7 protein-coding genes are annotated in these 19,081 nt (G+C 37.6%); 1 reads left to right on the top strand and 6 read right to left on the bottom strand.

Translation table 11 applies throughout. The features are described 5' to 3' along the window. Positions 1-425: 425 nt before the first annotated feature. Positions 426-3,344, top strand: a complete 2,919-nt coding sequence (locus AB674_RS22050; RefSeq protein ID WP_053004334.1) for a S8 family serine peptidase — start codon at positions 426-428, stop codon at positions 3,342-3,344. A gap of 146 nt (positions 3,345-3,490) precedes the next feature. Here AB674_RS22050 and AB674_RS18930 read toward each other — a convergent pair whose 3' ends face one another. The 6 genes from AB674_RS18930 to AB674_RS18905 form a co-directional block, all read right to left on the bottom strand. Then, positions 3,491-6,448 (bottom strand): FAD-binding and (Fe-S)-binding domain-containing protein, encoded by a 2,958-nt coding sequence (locus AB674_RS18930; RefSeq protein ID WP_047778849.1) that lies wholly within the window; start codon positions 6,446-6,448, stop codon positions 3,491-3,493. 290 nt (positions 6,449-6,738) lie between these two features. Further along, positions 6,739-9,036 (bottom strand): aminotransferase class III-fold pyridoxal phosphate-dependent enzyme, encoded by a 2,298-nt coding sequence (locus AB674_RS18925; RefSeq protein ID WP_047778848.1) that lies wholly within the window; start codon positions 9,034-9,036, stop codon positions 6,739-6,741. A gap of 698 nt (positions 9,037-9,734) precedes the next feature. Further along, positions 9,735-11,870 carry a beta-galactosidase gene (locus AB674_RS18920; protein WP_047778847.1) on the bottom strand — a complete coding sequence of 712 codons (2,136 nt, stop codon included), beginning with the start codon at positions 11,868-11,870 and terminating at the stop codon, positions 9,735-9,737. 436 nt (positions 11,871-12,306) lie between these two features. Then, positions 12,307-14,310, bottom strand: coding sequence for an MGH1-like glycoside hydrolase domain-containing protein (locus AB674_RS18915; RefSeq protein WP_047778846.1), 2,004 nt, complete (start codon positions 14,308-14,310; stop codon positions 12,307-12,309). A gap of 76 nt (positions 14,311-14,386) precedes the next feature. After that, the gene (locus AB674_RS18910; RefSeq protein WP_047778845.1) at positions 14,387-15,889 is read right to left on the bottom strand and encodes a RagB/SusD family nutrient uptake outer membrane protein; all 1,503 of its coding nucleotides are present in this window, start codon (positions 15,887-15,889) and stop codon (positions 14,387-14,389) included. Positions 15,890-15,910: 21 nt separating this feature from the next. After that, positions 15,911-19,048, bottom strand: coding sequence for a SusC/RagA family TonB-linked outer membrane protein (locus tag AB674_RS18905; RefSeq protein ID WP_047778844.1), 3,138 nt, complete (start codon positions 19,046-19,048; stop codon positions 15,911-15,913). Between the last annotated feature and the right edge of the window lie 33 nt (positions 19,049-19,081).

Genomic DNA, 19,081 nt, shown 5'->3' with positions numbered 1-19,081 from the left:
TTGTATGCTTTTTGGAAAGTAGAAGAGGGAGTAAGTAAGACCCTTACTTCTTTTTAAATGGCGCGTTGATAGATTAAAGTCGAATTGGTGTCCGGTTGATTGTTGTTGGAGAGTCGAAAAGTCAATGTGTTTTAAATCAGGTATTTATACTCTTTTTTGGTTCGTTTTGTTTAACGAGTTTTGTTGTGTTTAATGAATAAATCTTACAAAAATAGAAGTTTTTGTAAATAAAGTTGAACAAGTTTATTTTTCGAATACCAACGGATTACAATAAAACTATTCTTTATTAACCCTTAACCAACTGGAATTATGAAAATCAAAACAAATGTATTTTCTGAATGCTCTGGGATTATGAGTGACAGAAGTCCGCCTTTTTCTTATGAAGAGTTTATGAGAACAAAACAACCCATTAAAACAAAAATCATATGAAAAAATTATACAAATATATGCTCTTTTGCGTATGTGGAATAACGTATTCCCAAACGCAGAATGATATTCAAAAGATTAGACAAAATTCAAATATAACAGAGCTGGAAGCGCTAAGTAAACAATACAAGAGTGAGTCAGACCGAAATAAGGACCGAGCCTTAAGTCTGGCCAAAACCAATGGCTGGAGTACCACATTTAAAAATAAAGACGGTACTGTGAGTGAATTGATGGGCGTTTCTGCAGATGGTAAACAACCTCTTTATTTTACACCTGAAAACGTAAATGCTGCCAAATCGACTCGTGCAAACTTTCTGAATTCAGGCGGTGGTTTGGGACTCAACTTAAATGGACAATCAATGACTGCTTATGTCTGGGACGGTGGAGCCACGCTTCCTACTCACAATGAGTTTGGAGGAAGGGTTTCTATTTCTGATGGTGTTACCACTATCATAACGACCAGTAATAACAGCCAACATGCGAACCATGTTACAGGTACTATTGTTGCAGCTGGTTTGGTAGCTGCTTCAAAGGGAATGGCCAATATGGCAACTGCAAAAACAAATGAATGGAATTCTGATTTAGCTGAGGCTACGACCGCAGCCTCAAACGGAATGTTGCTGTCCAATCATTCCTATGGATGGGGATTAAGAAATTCTGCAGGAACTGTGATAATGGCACCTTGGCGATTTGGAGCTTATGAAACTTTCGCAAGAGACTGGGACAATTTAATGTTTAATGCACCTTACTATTTGATGATAAAAGCAGCCGGTAACGACGGTACTGACAATACCGCAAATCCGAGTCCGCTGGGAGGGAATCCGAGCTACGATAAATTAACAGGATATGCGACTGCGAAGAATAATTTGGTAATTGCTAATGCCAATGATGCTGTGATCAGTTCAGCCGGAGCCTTAACCAGCGTAACGATTAATACTTCGAGTAGTCAGGGACCAACAGATGATTTAAGAATCAAACCGGATCTTACCGGAAATGGAACCTCTGTTTATTCTACCGCTACACTTACATCAGTAATTACGCCATTGACCAATACAAGTTATGGTAATGCAACGGGAACTTCTATGGCATCACCAAACGTTACCGGTACTTTGCTTTTATTGCAGCAGCACTACAAAAATCTGAAAGGAAATTTTATGCGTGCGGCAACTTTAAAAGGATTGGCTTTGCATACTGCAGATGATGCCGGACCTACAGGTCCTGACGCTATATTTGGATGGGGTTTGTTAAATGCAAAATTTGCGGCAGAAACTATTACGAAAAATGGAACTTTAGCGATCATTCAGGAACATACCTTACCAAACGGTGGTTCTTATAGTTTTCCGGTAACATCAGATGGAGTAAATCCGTTAATCGCTTCGATATCCTGGACAGATCCTGCCGGAACTGCTAATCCAGGAAGTATTGTAAATGTGGGTACAGCCCGACTTGTAAATGACCTCGACATACGAGTAACAAATACGGCAGGTACAGTTTTCCCTTACAGATTGTTGTCAGCCACAACAAACGGATTAGGAGATAATACCAGAGACCCTTTTGAAAGAATTGCTATTGTAGGCGCTGCAGGTGTCTATACGGTAAAAATTACGCACAAAGGAACGTTGGTGAACAGTAGTCAGAAATATTCTGTAATTGTTACCGGTATCACTTTGCCAATAGCTGATTTGTACATCAAAGACCGACCTTTTGACACAGGTTTAGAGCCAAATCCTGATTTAGGTCCAATGTGGATTAGTGATGACATTTGGGTAAGACAAAGTATAGATGCAGGACTTTCGCATCAGAACCCTGAGTTTAAATTGAGTTCTCCAAATGGAGTATACATCAGAGTTTATAACAAGGGCACAAGTCCAAGTTCTTCTGCAAAAGTAAGACTCTATTTTGCAAAAGCGTCATCCGGATTGGTATGGCCTACTAATTTTGTAAACTTTAGTGTCGGAGCAGTAAAACACGGTGATGAGATTGGTGAAGTAAGTATCCCGTCAATACCGGTAGGAGGTAGCACTATAGTAATGGTGCCATGGTATCCACCAAACCCGGCAGATTATACGTATGATCAGCATCATTTCTGCTTAATTGCCAGAATCGAATCTCCAAGAGATCCAATGCCTAATGAAGTCAATGGTGTTGTAATTACTCCAAATGCTAAAAACAATAACAATATTGCCTGGAAGAACCTAAGTGTTTATAATTTAAATACAACCGATTTTGTTCCCCCTACAGCAGTATTTATAAGAGGAGTAAAGTCTAAAACTATTAATATAAGATTTGTAGACAAAGGATTTAATGAAGAGCTTAAAAACAACTTCTTTGAATTAGGAGGAACAATCGTAGCAACACTGGATGACCGTCTTTTTGAAAGAGCGCAAGCAAACGGAAGTCTGAAAGGAGTTCAGATTATTGATAAAAACAAAATTCTGATTACTAACAGAGAAGGTGCAATTGCAAATTTACCGATTGATAATGAGGAAACTTTCGGAATAACATTTGACTTTAAAGTAGCGAAAGATTTCCCTCTGGATCAGCAGATCACATTAGACCTTATTCAGGAAGATGCTCTAAAAGGAGAACTGGAAGGCGGTGAACGTTTTGCCCTTGTAAGAGCCGAAAAACAGGCTAATACCAAAGGAAATGAAATTGCTCTTAAAGAAGCAGCCGAGTCTCAATTGTTTACGATTTATCCTAATCCGACAGACGGAGTGTTTAAAATCAGTATTAACAATGAGCAACAGGGAACTTTAAGAATAGTGAGTATTTACAACAGAGTTGTTTTTAAAGAAAGAACCGCTAAACAGAGAGATTTTGATGTAAACATTGCGAATCAGGTTCCCGGGGTTTATTTAGTTCAGTTTATTTCAGATAACGGAACGGTAACCACCAGAAAAATAATTAAAAAATAAATTTAAAAATTTTAAAAAGGATTGATAATGAGTTGTTTAATTCATTGTTCTAATCAATTTTAATAACAAAAGAGAGGCTGTTTTACTATTGGTAAGACAGTCTTTTTTGTTGTATGTTTTTATTTTCAAAGTGAAAAAGGATCAAATTATTTTAAAGCATTATACAATATACTCACGGGATGTTGTGCATCTCGGTTGGTACCATCTTTTATTTGATGCCTGCAACTTGTTCCTGATGCTGAGATTAAAGTAGCTTCCTTTTCGGAGCGAATGGAGGGGAACAAAACCAATTCTCCAATTTTCATTGAAATGTCATAATGTTCTTTTTCATAACCAAATGACCCCGCCATACCACAACAACCACTTGGAATATTAAGAACCGTATAGTTTTTCGGAAGCATTAGAATTTTTTTCAAAGGAACTAAAGAAGACAACGCTTTTTGAAAACAATGACCGTGCATGCGTACACGTTCTTCTTTATTTGTAAAACTAGCAGACGATATACGTCCTTCGTCTAATTCACGGGCTAAAAATTCTTCAATAAGTAACGTTCTGCTTGCAAATGTTTTAGCTTTTTCTTTCAATATGCCACGGCATAAATCAGGATATTCATCGCGAAACGATAAGATAGCAGAAGGCTCTATTCCGATTAGAATAGCATTCTTCGGCATTGTTTTTTCAAAAGCTAGTATGTTTTTTTCGGCAATTTCGCGGGCTTCTTTTAACATGCCTTTTGATAAATAAGTTCTTCCGCTTATGCCAATTTCAGGAACCACTACTTCATACCCTAAACGGTTTAATAATTGAACAGCCGTTTGACCTATTTCGACATCATAATAGTTTAAAAATTCATCGTTGTACAAATAAACCTGACCGTGGATAAAATTGCCTTTTTGAACGTGTTTTTTAATCCATTTTGCAAAAGTGATTTTATGCATTTGCGGTAGTTGTCTTTCAACCGCAAATCCGGTTGATCTTTTGATGAGGTTACCCAAAAAACCTTTAGTAGATAAATTATAAACCCACGGAACTGTAGCAAAAACAGCATTTATTTTGGGTGTATTTCCAATCAGACTGGAACGAAATTTGACTCCATTTACATCATAGTTTTGTTGTAAGGTTTCTGCTTTTAACTTGGCCATATCAACATTAGACGGGCATTCAGACTTACAACCTTTACAACTCAAACACAAATCGAGTACTTCAAGAAGTCCTTCAGCTTCAAATTTGTTTTCTTTTGTTGAGGTAGTGATGGTTTCTCTGAGCATGTTTGCTCTTGCGCGAGTGGTGTGTTTTTCGTTTCGTGTAGCCATATAACTGGGACACATCGTACCACCACTTTTCTCGGTTTTTCTGCAATCTCCCGAACCATTACACATTTCGGCAGCACGAAGGATGCCGTTGTGTTCAGAGAAATCAAAGTAAGTTTCCGGCATTGGAGTATCCTGTCCCGGAGTATATCTTAAATTGGTGTCCATTGGAGGCGTATTCACAATTTTCCCCGGATTAAAAACATTCCACGGATCCCAGGTGTTTTTAAGTTGGATAAACAGTTGATAAATTTCTTCTCCGAGCATCAATGGGATAAACTCACCACGAAGCCTTCCGTCGCCATGTTCACCGCTAAGGGATCCTTTATATTCTTTTACCAAATGCGCAATGTCTGTGGCTATAGTTCTAAAAAGGGCAGCACCTTCTTTGGTTTTTAAATTGATAATAGGACGCAGGTGCAATTCACCCGTTGCCGCATGTGCGTAATGAACACAACTTAAATTGCGTTGTTTTAATATCGCATTAAAATCTTCGATAAAGGCTGGCAAATCATTTACATCAACAGCCGTATCTTCAATTACTGCGACTGCTTTTGCGTCTCCGGGTATATTAGACAATAATCCAAGTCCGGCTTTTCGTAAATTCCATACTTTGTTGGTCTCTTCGCCATAAACAATCGGAAAATGATAGCCTAAGTTTTTAGAACGCATTAAAAGCTCCATTTCTTTGGCTATCGTATCTATTTCTTCTGTTGTATCTCTTAAAAATTCAACCACAAGAATGGCTTGAGGGTCTCCTTCTACAAAAAAACGATTCTTACTTTGTTCTAAATTCTCTTTAGTACATTCCAGTATATAATGATCAATAAGTTCAACACTATCAGGATTGAATTTCAGGGCTTCCAGATTAGCTTTCAAAGAATCGTTAAGACTTTCAAAATGAATGCAAACCAAAGCAGCAAAAGGTTTCAGCGCAGGAACTAGGTTTAGTTTTATAGCAGTAGCAAAGAATAAAGTTCCCTCTGATCCGGCAATTAATTTGCAAAAATTAAACTTCTCATCAGTACCAGCAAACGGCATACTATCGGCTAGTAAATCCAATGCATAACCGGTGTTCCTCCTTGGAATTGATTTTTTAGGAAAATTTTTATCGAATAAATGTCTGTTGGTTTCAGACGATAATATTTTTTTAACTTGAATGTAAATCGATTGTTCGAGCGGACTTACCGTGTCAATTCCGTTGCATTTATTTTCAAATTCGGTGTTGGTTAATGCTTTGAAAGTGACTTCATTTCCATCAGCCAAAAAGCCCTTTATTTCTAAAAGATGTTCTCTTGTCGAGCCGTAGACAACCGATCTGGCACCACAGGCATTGTTTCCTACCATACCGCCAATCATACAACGATTGCTGGTAGACGTTTCAGGTCCAAAAAAGAGTTGATAGGGTTTCAGGTAAAGATTAAGCTCATCACGAATTACACCCGGTTCAACCCATGCTGTTTTATTGATTTCATCCACCGAGATAATTTGGGTAAATTCTTGTGAGATGTCTACAATAATTCCATTACCCACTACCTGACCCGCAAGCGAAGTCCCAGCCGCACGCGGAATCACACTGCTCTTATTTTCACGTGCAAAAGCAATGATTTTCTGAATATCTTCCTTTGTTTTAGGAATCGCAACAGCCAACGGCATTTCTTTATAAGCACTTGCATCTGTAGCATATAACAAACGCATGGTATGGTCATAAAATAATTGACCTTCCAGTTGTTTTTCTAAATTTTCAAGATGGGAAATTGGTTCCGAAAGCGGATTATTATTACTATTATTCATTTTAATACTTTTTAGGCAAAAGCCTTCTACAAAATCATTTTCAGGTCAATCCTTAGCACTTAAGAAGGTTTCACAAAGCTTCACAAAGGTTGCACAGAGATTCACAAAGTTTTATGATTCTTTGTGAATCTCTGTGTGGCCTCTGCGAATCTCCGCGGAATTCTTATTCAAATCTTCACAAAACAACCATCCCACACAGAAAAAGAAAAATCCGCACAAATCCGCGTTTTCGCATAGCGAATCCGTTTAATCCGTGTGCCAAACTTTTAACTAATTAGTTCCTTGATTCCTTATAATTCACTCAATGCCAGATCTAATAAAGCAACCATTTCATCTGCATTTTGTTTATTAAAAGGCATAGGAGGCTTTATTTTTAAAACATTATGCAAAGGCCCATCTGTACTCAGTAGATATCCATTATCTTTCATTTTTTCTACGACACGATCAATTTCAGCAACTGCAGGCTCCATGGAAATTCTGTCTTTGACCATCTCTGTACCAATAAACAAACCATGACCTCTAACATCACTAATAATCGGGTGTTTGGCCATTAAATTTCTTAAACCATCCATTAGATGATTGCCTACTTCCAGTGCATGTTGCTGCATTTCTTCTTCCTGAATTACATCTAAAACCGCCAGACCTGCTGTCATAGAAACCGGATTACCACCAAAGGTGTTGAAGTACTCCAAACCATTATTAAAGGCATCAGCAATTTCATTAGTAACAATTACTGCGGCTAGCGGATGGCCATTTCCTATAGGTTTTCCTAAGACAACAATATCCGGAACAACATCTTGCAGTTCAAAACCCCAAAAATGATCCCCGATTCTTCCAAAACCAACTTGGACTTCATCGGCAATACAAACACCTCCTGCAGCTCTGACATATTGATAGGCTGTTTTTAAATAATTCTCAGGAAGCGGAATCTGTCCGCCAACGCCTAAAAGAGTTTCACAGATAAATACTGCCGGAGCTTTTCCTTCTGTTTTTAAATCTTCAATAATGCGTTGCACATCGGCAGCATATTTTTCGCCTGCACTTGCATCCCCGTATTGGTAAGGACCACGGTATAAATCAGGATTAATGGCTTTATGAATCCAAGGCATTTTACCAAAACCACCTTTACTGTCAAATTTATACGGACTCATTTCCATAGCCACAGTCGAAGTGCCGTGATAAGCATGATCTAAAACAATGACATCTTTCTGTTTGGTATAGTGACGGCTCATTCGAATGGCAAGGTCATTGGCTTCGCTGCCCGAATTCACAAAATAACAAACACTTAAAGCAGGAGGTAAGGTTGCGGTAAGTTTTTCAGCGTATTCAATAATAGTATCATTTAAATAGCGGGTATTGGTATTTAACGATGCAATTTGTTTCTGCATTCTTCGAACGACTACCGGATGGCAATGTCCTACGTGTGAAGGGTTATTTACACAATCCACAAAAGTGCGTCCTTGATCGTCATACAAGTATTGCAAAGCACCTTTTACAATTTTTAGTTTGTCTTTGTAGCCAATACTTAAATTACGACCAATCTTTTCCTGACGGACTTTTAGGAGGTCGCTATAATCGTTTTCTTTAATAACACCTTCAAAACCACAAGCTTTTCTAAAAGTATCCTGCGCTTTGATCGGGTTAATTTTGATAAGCTGATACAATAAATCCCAAGCCGGTCTTTCGGTAATAAAATGATGTTCGTTGTCACTGTCCAAAGAAGCATTGTAAGCCGATTGTGTAACGCTGATGCAAAGCCTTCCGGCTATTAAATAATACAGAAGATCTGTTTCCTGTTCGGTAATAGGGTAGGCTTTATGGTATCCTGCTACAATTAAAGCCGCACAAGCCAATGGATCTTCCTGATCCAGCATAGCATACGTACAGGCAATCGCGAGATTGTTGATTAGGGCCGTAAAAACCATATCTCCGAAATCAATCAAACCACTTATCTTATCCTCCTGAACAAGTACATTATAATCATTGGCATCATTGTGAATATAAGCATGACGCAACTGATGTATTTTAGGAACAATTTCAGTATCAAACTGCAACAGGAAGTAAGACGCAATACGCCTTCTCTCGTGATTTAAAATATACTTAAGACCATCGTTTGCTTCACTGGCACGACTAATATCCCAAGTATAACTGCGATGCATTGCCGGGTGTGAAAAATCCTGAAGTGCTTTATCCATGTTTCCTAAAAAGGAACCTAGATTATGAAATAACGAATTAGGCTTATGCTCTTTTTCGACCCAAAAAGTACCTTCCAGAAAGTTTAGAATTCTCAGGTAATAGATTTTAGAATCTTTTTCAATTTTGGTTAGTTCTTCTCCTTCTTTATTAAGGCAAAAATGTTGAAACAAATCGGCCATATTGCTTTGGGACAAATGTCTGATAATTTTAACCTGAGCTTCCAGAAAGGGAAAGGAATGACTTTCGTTGGATATTTTTAGAATGTATTTTTCATTTTGATCATTAGACAGAAGAAAGTTTAATTCATCATATCCATTTAATGATTTGACACTAACGTTTAATCCGTAATGTTCCTTTACTAAGGTTTGAATAGCTGCTTCTGAAAAAGTCATTATTTTAGTATTTATTTTTTATATTTCTTTTAGTGGTCTTGTTAGTAGTTAAAAGTACACACTTTCGTTTGTTTTTTTGCCACAGATTAAAAGGATTAAAAAGATTTAATTTGTGGAAATTAGTGTAATTATTCATTTGTATAATCTTTAGTATATAAAGTCAACTTACACACTTTTGCCTACTTTTTTTTTCACGCAGATTTAGCAGATTTTTTTATCGTTTCTTTTGCGGAAATCTCCATGATCTGCAAAATCTGCGTGCTATTTTTATTCTGTCAAAACCAAATTACAAACTTGTACCTACTTTTTTTTCCACAGATTAAAAGAATTAAAAAGATTTAATCTGTGAGAATCAGTTTAATCTGTGGCATTATTCATTTGCATAAGTTTTAGTCTGTCAAACTCAAATTACACAATTTTGCCTACTTTTTTTTTCACGCAGATTTAGCAGATCTAGCAGATTTTTTTATCGTTTCTTTTGCGGAAATCTCCATGATCTGCAAAATCTGCGTGCTATTTTTAGTCTGTTAAAACCAAATTATAAACTTGCACCTACTTTTTTTGCCACAGATTAAAAGAATTAAAAAGATTTAATCTGTGGGAATCAGTGTAATCTGTGGCAAAGAAAATAATTCGTGCCAATTAGTGAAATTCGTGGCAAAAGATCAGGATAATCAAAAGATCCTGAGAGTACTAGTTTATTTCCAAATTACCGCTTGTGCAGGCAATAACGGGTTTTGTCCAACCAGTATTTTACTGCCTTGCGGAATAGGTAAATTAACAGGCTCATTTGTATAATTTACACCCACATAAAAACCATCTCTCCATTCGATAAAAACACCTTTTGGTAAATTTTCAATTGCAACATTGGCACGAGTGTAGATCGTACGAACAATTTCTCTTTCTAAGTTACCGTCATTGCTTTCAACCCCAACGTAGGTAATTGTTCCTTTGCCTAATTTTCGAGTTACTGCTGCCGCTTTTCCTTTATAAAATTGATCTTCATAAGTTGCTAGAACTTCCGTTCCTTGTTTAGGTGTAAGCACATCTGCCCAAGTATTCCATTGATAAGTAGTGTTTCCTGCTTTTACAACTCCATTCACATCCGAAACCAACATATCGAAGAAATCTACGTCAGCACCTATTAGCGGTACGATTGGTGCACCCCAATTGGCTTCAAAAAAATGTCCGTTTTTGTCTTTTTGTCCCGTACGACAAGATAAGATTAGGTGACCTCCGTTTTCAACATATTTCTGCCATTTGGTAACTAATTTTTGATCAATAAGCTGATAAGCCGGAGCTACGATAAACGGATAATCAGCAAAATTGTCTGCTTCGGTAATAAAATCCATCGGAGCTCCCGTAGATTTTATAGCAGCCGTATAGGTATTTCTATGTTTCCAGGTGTTCCAGAATTTTGTTTGTTTTTGGTTTTCTAAATCCCAAAGGTTATCATGACTCCATAAGAAACCGGTCTTTCTTTTTACCAGATTTTGAGGCAATACGGCTTTAGGATCATACGCTTTACGCAACAATTTCATGTCTTGTATTGATTCAACAAATTCCTTACCACCTTGCGAAAGTGTAACACCATCAGTCCCCACAATACCATCATGGTACATTTCACTGCTCCCTAGTGGATGTCTGTATCGGTAGGTGCAAGTAAAAGAACAATTACCGCCAAAAGCCTGAGAAAGCCACATGTGCACGGTTCCCGGTAATAACTGCGGATTAATACCCGCCCAGTTTACCTGTCCTGGTTGCATTTCCATAACACCGGTTACACCAGTTATGGAGCGGTAATAATCGTTTGCTTCTGAAATTTTGCTTGGAGAACCCATTCTAAAACTCTGACCACCCAACGGATTTTGACCGCTTACGGGATACATGGTGTAGGTAATGAAATCCATTTTGTCGGCACTCCTTGGATTAGCATCATAAATTACATTCGTAAAATTGGTAGTAATCCATTGTTTCGGATCAATGTATTTTCTAAGTATTTCGGCTTGTCTGTTCAGATACTCGGCTTGTGCGTCTGAGGTAAATCGTTTGAAATCCAAAACCGCGTGTGGGCTTAATTTGTCTTCAAAATAAATCTCGGCATTAGGTAAAATTATTTGTTCGAAGTTGGAATAACGCGTACTCCAAAAACTGCCGACCCATTCGGTATTTAATTTTTCGATGGTTCCATATTTAGCTTTTAACCAAACTTGAAATGCCTTGCGGGCAGAAGGGCTAAAATCGGCTGTAGCCAAAGGCTCATTATCGATTTGCCAACCCATAATGTTTTTGTTTTTTCCATAGCGTTTTCCCAATTCAGCAACAATCTGATCGGTAAATTCGCGGTATTTTTCATTCGTTACCGATACATTGGCTCTATTGCCATGTTCTCTGCGACGGCCATTTGCGTCGGTCAGATAGATCTCCGGATATTTGTCGCCCATCCATGCGGGAGGTGTTGGTGTCGGGGTGCAAAGAATTACTTTTAAGCCTTCTTTTTCGGCTATTGCTAAGGCATCATCAAGCCATTTGAAATCATATTTCCCCTGTTCAGGTTCCATATAAGTCCAGGCAAATTCGGCGAAATGGGTGAATTCAAAGCCTAATTTTTTAATATTTTTTAAGTCGCGTTCCCATTGTTCCCTCGGCCATTGTTCGGGATAATAATAAACACCAATCTGCATTAGATCAGATTTGGTGAAAAAACGTTTTGGATCTGCCTTTTCTGTTTGTGGAGTTTTCTTTTCTTGTGCAAATAAGGAAGTAGAAAAGCCACCCGACAGCAGTACTATTGATGCTATAAACTTGGTTAATCTCGAATTGTAATGCTTCATTTCTTAATTGGTTTTATCAATTTTTATAGTGTTGAATTATCATGAGGACGCAAAATTTTAAACCATATAAGTCATTTAAGAAAATATAAGCTTTGTTTTAAATGACTTATATGGTTTAACTATTTATTATTGCTTCTGCACATGCTTCATTTCTTAATTGGTTTCTCAATTTTTATACTGTTGATTAGGTTTGGACGCGGATTGTACGGATTCACTATCGTGAAGACGCGGATAAAAACGGATTTTTTTAATTTGTTTTATCTATGTTTCTTTCTTGACCTACAAGCTACTGAGTGCTATCGAGTCTTTCTTTAAATAGAAATGAATTTAAGCAAAGAAACAAACCCATTTTAAATAAAAAAAATCCGTTTTTATCCGCGTTTGTGCGCCAGCACACCCGCATAATCCGCGTCCCATTCTATGTGTTCTTCAACCCCTAATCGTTTAAAAGTAAAAGTAAATAATGTGCCGCTGACCAGCTAAAATTTTCCGACTCTAAACCTTTTCCGGTAATAGGATGATAATTTTCGCGAATCGATTTTCCTTTCTCAAAAGCGCCTTCTGCATTATGAATAAGTTTATTTGAAAGCTGATTGGCTTCGTTTACATATCCGTATTTTCGTAAACCATCAATTCCGAAATAACTTTGATCGAGCCAGATTGGACCTCTCCAATACCCATTGTCGGGTTTGAATTTTGATTGATTTGCGGCTAAAGTTGGCAAAGGAACAAACGTATTGAAAGACGACGGATCTAACAAGTTGTTTTTTACAGCTTTTGCCTGCTCGCTGGTTGCAGCTTGTACCCAAAGCGGTAAATACCCTTCGCAGCCCATATCTTTTATAAAATTCTTGCCATCAATTGTAGTATCGTAAAACCAACCTGTACTTGCATCCCAAAATTGGGTCTGAATCTGATTTTTTAATTGCTGACTTTCTGTCTTCCAATTTTTCTCTTCGTCAGCCAATTTTAAAACGTTAGCCATCATGGCCAGATAGTTTTTTTCGGCATATAAAAAAGAATTTAAATCAACACTTTCCTGATCCATTGAATATGCATTTTCACCGTTTTTTAATATCTTACTATTGTCAAAACGAACAGCGTTATCCATACCACTTTCCCATTTTCCGGCAATTAAAGTACCGTCTGTTGAGCCAAATTCGCAAAGACCATCCTGATCATGATCGCGATCTTTGTACCACCACGCATGGTATTTTTTCAACTTTGGATAAAATTCTTTGATAAAATCGACATCTTTAGTCTGTTTGTAAATTTCCCAAACCGCCCAAGCGGCAAGAGGAGATTTTGTATTTCTGTAATTGTTAGGTTCAATGGAAGTATCTCTGTAAATACAATCCGGGATAAAACCATTTGGCGTCTGAAAATCAAATAAAGCACGCATTTGGTTTTTGGCTAATTCGGGTGCAAAATGAGCTGCCGCTGCCGCATGTTTCCAACTGTCCCATGCCCAGAAACCATGAAACCATTCATAATGATAACTCGGAAATATACCTTCGTGTTTTAATCCTTCGGCCGCAATTCGGCTGTTGTTTTGTAAAGTAAGAACCAGTTTGGCAAGGAAAACAGAATAATCGGTTCCTTTATATATTGATTTCTTTTTTGAAATTAACTGAGACAGTTGCTTCTCTTTCTCTCGTTTTGTATCTTCTAAAAGCGTATTAAATTTTATTTTTGAGAGATCTTCCTTTTCTTTTTTCCAATCGTATTGTGGAAAAATATAGGTCTGAGAAACTACAATTTCCTTAGTTTCGTTAGGTTTTAAAGTAAGTTCAGCAGTTTTGGCAGCGAAACCTTCTTTTGTGATTTCGACGGTACTTTTTGCGCTAAGGAATTGAATATGTCCAATAGCATTGCTTTTTGAAGAAACGATTTTGATCGCATTCTCTTCCGCTGAAAACTGTAGATTATCGAGATATATTTTAGAATAATAAGCAGGAGTAAGCGTTATCGTTTTTGGTGATCGATTTTTGATTGTTGTTTTTTGAATGGCAGATTGACCGGATGAAAATACCAGTTGTTGGATTACCTCCAGTTGATCGTTTTGAAATTGTTGTTCTAAATGACTGTTATAACTATTTTGTTGTACTAAAGCCGTTTTCCAATCGATAAGTTCTTGTTGTTTTTCATCGATTAGATGTAAAGAAATAAGAGAAGCACTTAGCCAGACTCCGTTTTGTTCTGTCATTAAAAAAGGGCCTGAGAATCCACCCTGAGCTACGGCAGGCTCCAAAAAGCCGAATCCAAACCAGGCTCCTTTATCAGAAAAAGCGAGTGATTTTCGATCTGTGGCATTTTTAGGGTCTCCTTTGTAATCCAGACTGTTTTTACTGGCTTCTAAGTTGGTGTATTTATTTTGAGCAAAAGTACTCTGCATCATTAAAAAGAACAAAAAAATAGAAAATGCTTCTTTTTTGGACATGATATTTAATTTATTTGATGTTTTTGAAATAATTACCCTGAAAGATTTTTGTACTGCTTTCAGGGTAAAAATAAGTCTAATTATTTTGTATTTCCGTTAAAGGAACCGGATAAAAGTTATTTTTTGCAGCATCAAAATTGGTGCGGCCAACGGCATCAAGAGCCGCTTTGGTTTTCCCCCAACGACGTAAATCGTAAAAGCGGAAGTTTTCTAAAGGAAACTCAATAATTCTTTCATGTTCGATTTGAGTTTTTACAGCATCATAGGTAGTACCTGTCATATTGGGCATGTCTGCACGCTCACGAACTGCATTGATAAAAGGAATTGCTTCGGCCGGACGTTGTAACTCGTTTAGGGCTTCTGCTTTCATCAAAAGAACATTCGAATAACGCATTAAAGGAACATTAAGTCCTAAAAACTCGGTATCCATTTGTTCCTGAGTAGGAGGCAGGTATTTGCGGAAAACAGGCTTGTCTAAAGTACCGAATTTTTGATCATAAGTAGCCCCAAAAATTCTTGGATTAGCCGCATCATTGAAATAAGGATCTTTAAAGAAAATATTGCTGTAAAGACGAGTATCATAATTTCCTGTAGTCGCTATTTTTCCTTCTTTTTTAAATTCGTTCATCAGCATAGTTGTTGGCAGGATTTCATCCCAACCACCCAGTTCGCTGGCCGCCATCCAGAAGTGTAAGGCAGTACGATAGAAAGCACCATTTGAAGTGTTCTCTGTAAATTGAAGTTCAAATATAGATTCTTTAGAGTTTTTATTAGTTCCGTTAAAAAGACTTACATAATCTTTTACAAGTTCGTATCCCTGAACTTTGTTAAAAGCAGCAAGGGACTCCGTAAGATAAGTTTGTTTCTGTGCTGTTTCTTCGTAGGCTCTTGTTAAATAAGCAAAACCAAGATAACTGTTAGCTGCTCCGCTGGTGGCACGACCTGCTTTTTCTGCCGGTTGAGCAGCAGGAAGTACAGTGGCAACTGCTTTTAATTCGCCGATAATAAAATCCCATGCCTCTGCACGCTCAGAAAGTGGAATGCTAATTTGAGCTTGATCCGTGATGTATTTGTTTCTGATTTTGATTTTCTCCCAGTTCAAAATTAATTTTAAATGGTAATAAGCTCTTAAAAAACGAGCTTCTGCAATGACCTGGTTTCTGTCGGCATCGCTAATAGAGGAGGAGGACATTTCACCTACTTTGGTAATAACCTGATTGGCATTACTAATCCCGCGGTAATTGTATTTCCAATAACTGGTAAACTGAGTGTTTCCGTTAGTATAAGTAAAATCAGCCAATTCTACCCAGCTTTGATAATTAAGAGCATCACTTCCTAATTTGCAGATGTCTTCTCGATAGGCTTCTACGGGCCATTTTATTTCAGAGAAGGCATATTCGTCAATGGAAGCTTCCAGAAAGGCATAGGTTGCCGAAAGACCTGCTTCGGCGTCAGCTTTATTTCTCCAAAATGTAGAAGAGTCGAGTTGATCCGGTGATTGTTGTTCGAGGAAATCATTACTACATGCCGTTACTGCTACTAAACTTAGAACAGTAAAAAAATTGAATATCTTTTTCATGATTGTTTCTTTATAAATTTCTTAAAATACGTACTGTACACCCAAAATAAATGATCTCGTAAACGGGTACACAAAACGGTCTACTCCGGTATCCAATAGCTCACGTCTGGAGAATTCAGGATCTGTACCGGAATACTTGGTGATGGTAAATAAATTTTCAGCACTGATGTAGAATCTTAATTTATCTATTTTGGCTGTCTCTAACAATTCTTGCGGTAAAGAATATCCGATTTGTAACTGACGCATGCGAACGAAATTTCCGCTCTCTAGAAAACGATCTGACTCTCTGCTGTTTCCATTAGGATCTCCAAGTACGGCACGTGGCGTATTGCTACGGTTTTCAGGTGTCCAGGAGTTAAGAGTAGAAGCCAGCATATTGGTTCCTGAACTCATAGATTCGTAAAAATAACGGTTTCCGTTGTACAATTTATTACCCCAGCCGCTTCCGATTAAAGTACTAAAATCAAAGCCTTTATAACTGGCTCCCAAAGTTAAGTTAGCCTCTACTTTTGGTAAACCTGTACCAGTATATTCTTTGTCTTTTTCGTTAATTATACCATCATTGTTTAAATCTTTAAACCTAATATCTCCCGGTTTGGCATTGGGTTGTATTAAAGTACCATTATTGGTATAGCTGTTTACCTCGTCCTGAGATTGAAAAATTCCATTGGTGCGGTACAAGTAAAAGGCGCTGATCGGAGTACCCACACGTGCCTGAGTAGGGAAGTGCTCGTCACCAAATTTTAGACCTTCTCCGTAAATCGCCTGATCGGCATTGGCAAGAGATTCAACATTGTTGCGTAACGTTGAAAAATTGAAACCTACATTGTATTTGAAGGCATTACTTTGTTCGCTATAATTTATTTCGAATTCAAATCCGCTGTTGCTTACTTTACCTACGTTTAAAATTGGATCATCGATACCTGCTGATGGTGCCAATCTTTTTGTAATTAACAAATCGTTGGTAACGTTACGATAGAAATTGATTGATCCGCTAATTTTTCCGTTTTTAAGCGTATAGTCAATACCGATGTTTTTAGAGTCGGTAGTTTCCCATTTTAGTTTTCTGTTTTCTAATGTTGTAGCGATACTTCCCGGCCATGGATTACCTCCGGTTCCTTGTACATAACCTGAGTTTAAATAATTTCCTGAAGTAATTAAAGAGCTTGATGCATAGTAACCTAATGCTGCTTCATTACCCAATTGTCCCCAGCTGGCACGTAATTTTAATTTAGAAACAAAGAAATCTTCCGGAAAGAAACTTTCTTTATCAATTTTCCAACCCAAAGCAACAGACGGGAAGGCTCCCCAACGACTGTCTTTTCCAAATTTTGACGAACCATCATAACGTAAAGTGGCCTGTGCTAAATAACGGTCTTTGTACGAGTAATTCAGACGGCTGTAATAAGAAAGTCTGTTGTATTGGTATTTAGATCCGTCTGCAGAATACGTTCCGCCTTTTCCGGCTCCGATGGTTTCGAATCCCGGATCTAAGAATCCTGAAGGGCGTTCAACAGAAACAAGTTGTCCGTTTTCTACCGTGTGGTCTATTGTTTTTCCTTCTACCGTAATGTCATTCCAGTTAGAAGATGACGGGTTGATGGTTGCTCCCAAAAGAAAATCAATAGAATGAGCTCCGAATGTTTTGGCTACCGTCAATGTATTTTCAAAAATTTGCTCATCCCAAAAAGCTCTTCTTTCTCTGTGTACGGTATATTTTTCCGGTGCTTGTGTGTTGGCAATAAAAGGCGGATTGTGTGCCTCAAGCTGGGTGTTTATTTCGTGATAAGAGTAAGCCGTTTTAAATTTTAACCAAGGAGCCAGATTGGCTGTTATCGAGATATTAGCTGTTAAATCCTGTGATTTTACAGCTCCGCTTCTAAAATGCTCATCTGCTACCGGGTTGGTATTAAAAGGCAAACCGTCTTTGTTGGTTAAACCGTAACCATAGGTTTCATTTGGATCTAATACAGGTACTAATGGCGAGATCGCGTAAACTTCTTTTAATTGAAAGTTAGGTTGCTCATTATTAGTAGTAAGGTAAGATAATTTTGTATCAACATCAAAAATTGATTTTTTGAAACTCACTCTGGCACTTGCATTACGTTGTCCAAAATTATTGTCAATAACAATTCCTTTTTCTGTTGAATAGTTCCCATAAAGTGCAAATTTAACTACACCCTGACGTCCCTGAACACCTATCCCATAATTCTGCGCTAACCCGGAACGGAAAACCTGATCTTGCCAGTCTGTATTGTATTGTCCCGGTTTGGTAATATAGGCCGGTAAAGTTACTGGCGTATTAGCATATTTATTGTATTCATCGTACATTCTTCTGTGAACGGTCTGATAGCCTTGTGCATCTAATAAATCTAATGTTTTTGCGGTTGATGTACCTTTCACAAAAGAAGTAAAATCAACTTTAATTCCTTCTTTTTGACCTGCTTTGGTAGTCACGATAATGACACCATTGGCAGCAACAGATCCATAAATAGCAGCTGCAGCTCCATCTTTTAGAACTTCCATTGATTCAATATTCGTTGGATTTACAGAAGCTATATCTCCCTGAAAACCATCAATAATGTATAAAGGTTCGGTGCTTCCGAAAGTATTGATTCCACGAATTTTAACTTTTACAGTTGCTCCGGCGGTTCCTCCACTTTTTTGAACATTTACCCCTGCTACTAAACCTTGTAAAGCCTCTGCAGCATTATTGGTAGCTCTGGTTTCTATACTTTCTTTTTTTACAGAAGAAATAGCTCCGGTAACGTTTCCTTTTTTGATAGAACCGTATCCGATTACCACTACTTCGTCCAGTTTATTGTTTTCTTCCAGCAATACAATGTTTAGTTCTTTGCTGTTATTGACTGCTATTGACTGACTGGTAAACCCAATATAAGTAAAGGTTAAAGTCGGATTTTTGATATCGGATGGAATAAGTAATGTAAATTTTCCGTTTTCATCACTATTTGCGCTCACATTGGTCGCATCTAAGGTTATATTCACTCCCGGAAGGGTAAAACCTTTATTGTCAGTTATTTTTCCTGAAACGCTTTTTTGCGCCTGATTTGCTTGTGCAAAACCGATAGCTGGCAGCCACAAGCATAGAAATAAGACAATATAGCTTATTTCCTTACTTAATAAAATTGGTTTTTTCATTTGATAGTGGTTTTGGTTAATTGTTTTTTTTGA

Source organism: Flavobacterium sp. ABG (assembly GCF_001027725.1).
GTDB classification, from domain to species: Bacteria; Bacteroidota; Bacteroidia; order Flavobacteriales; family Flavobacteriaceae; genus Flavobacterium; species Flavobacterium cupriresistens.
This window is presented reverse-complemented; position numbering and strand designations above follow the sequence as displayed.

What these genes read in the sequence shown, in the direction of transcription:
- AB674_RS18905 (WP_047778844.1), bottom strand. Translation starts at nt 19,048, where the DNA reads ATGAAAAAACCAATTTTATTAAGTAAGGAAATAAGCTATATTGTCTTA.
- AB674_RS18930 (WP_047778849.1), bottom strand. Translation starts at nt 6,448, where the DNA reads ATGAATAATAGTAATAATAATCCGCTTTCGGAACCAATTTCCCATCTT.
- AB674_RS18910 (WP_047778845.1), bottom strand. Translation starts at nt 15,889, where the DNA reads ATGAAAAAGATATTCAATTTTTTTACTGTTCTAAGTTTAGTAGCAGTA.
- AB674_RS18915 (WP_047778846.1), bottom strand. Translation starts at nt 14,310, where the DNA reads ATGTCCAAAAAAGAAGCATTTTCTATTTTTTTGTTCTTTTTAATGATG.
- AB674_RS18920 (WP_047778847.1), bottom strand. Translation starts at nt 11,870, where the DNA reads ATGAAGCATTACAATTCGAGATTAACCAAGTTTATAGCATCAATAGTA.
- AB674_RS22050 (WP_053004334.1), top strand. Translation starts at nt 426, where the DNA reads ATGAAAAAATTATACAAATATATGCTCTTTTGCGTATGTGGAATAACG.
- AB674_RS18925 (WP_047778848.1), bottom strand. Translation starts at nt 9,036, where the DNA reads ATGACTTTTTCAGAAGCAGCTATTCAAACCTTAGTAAAGGAACATTAC.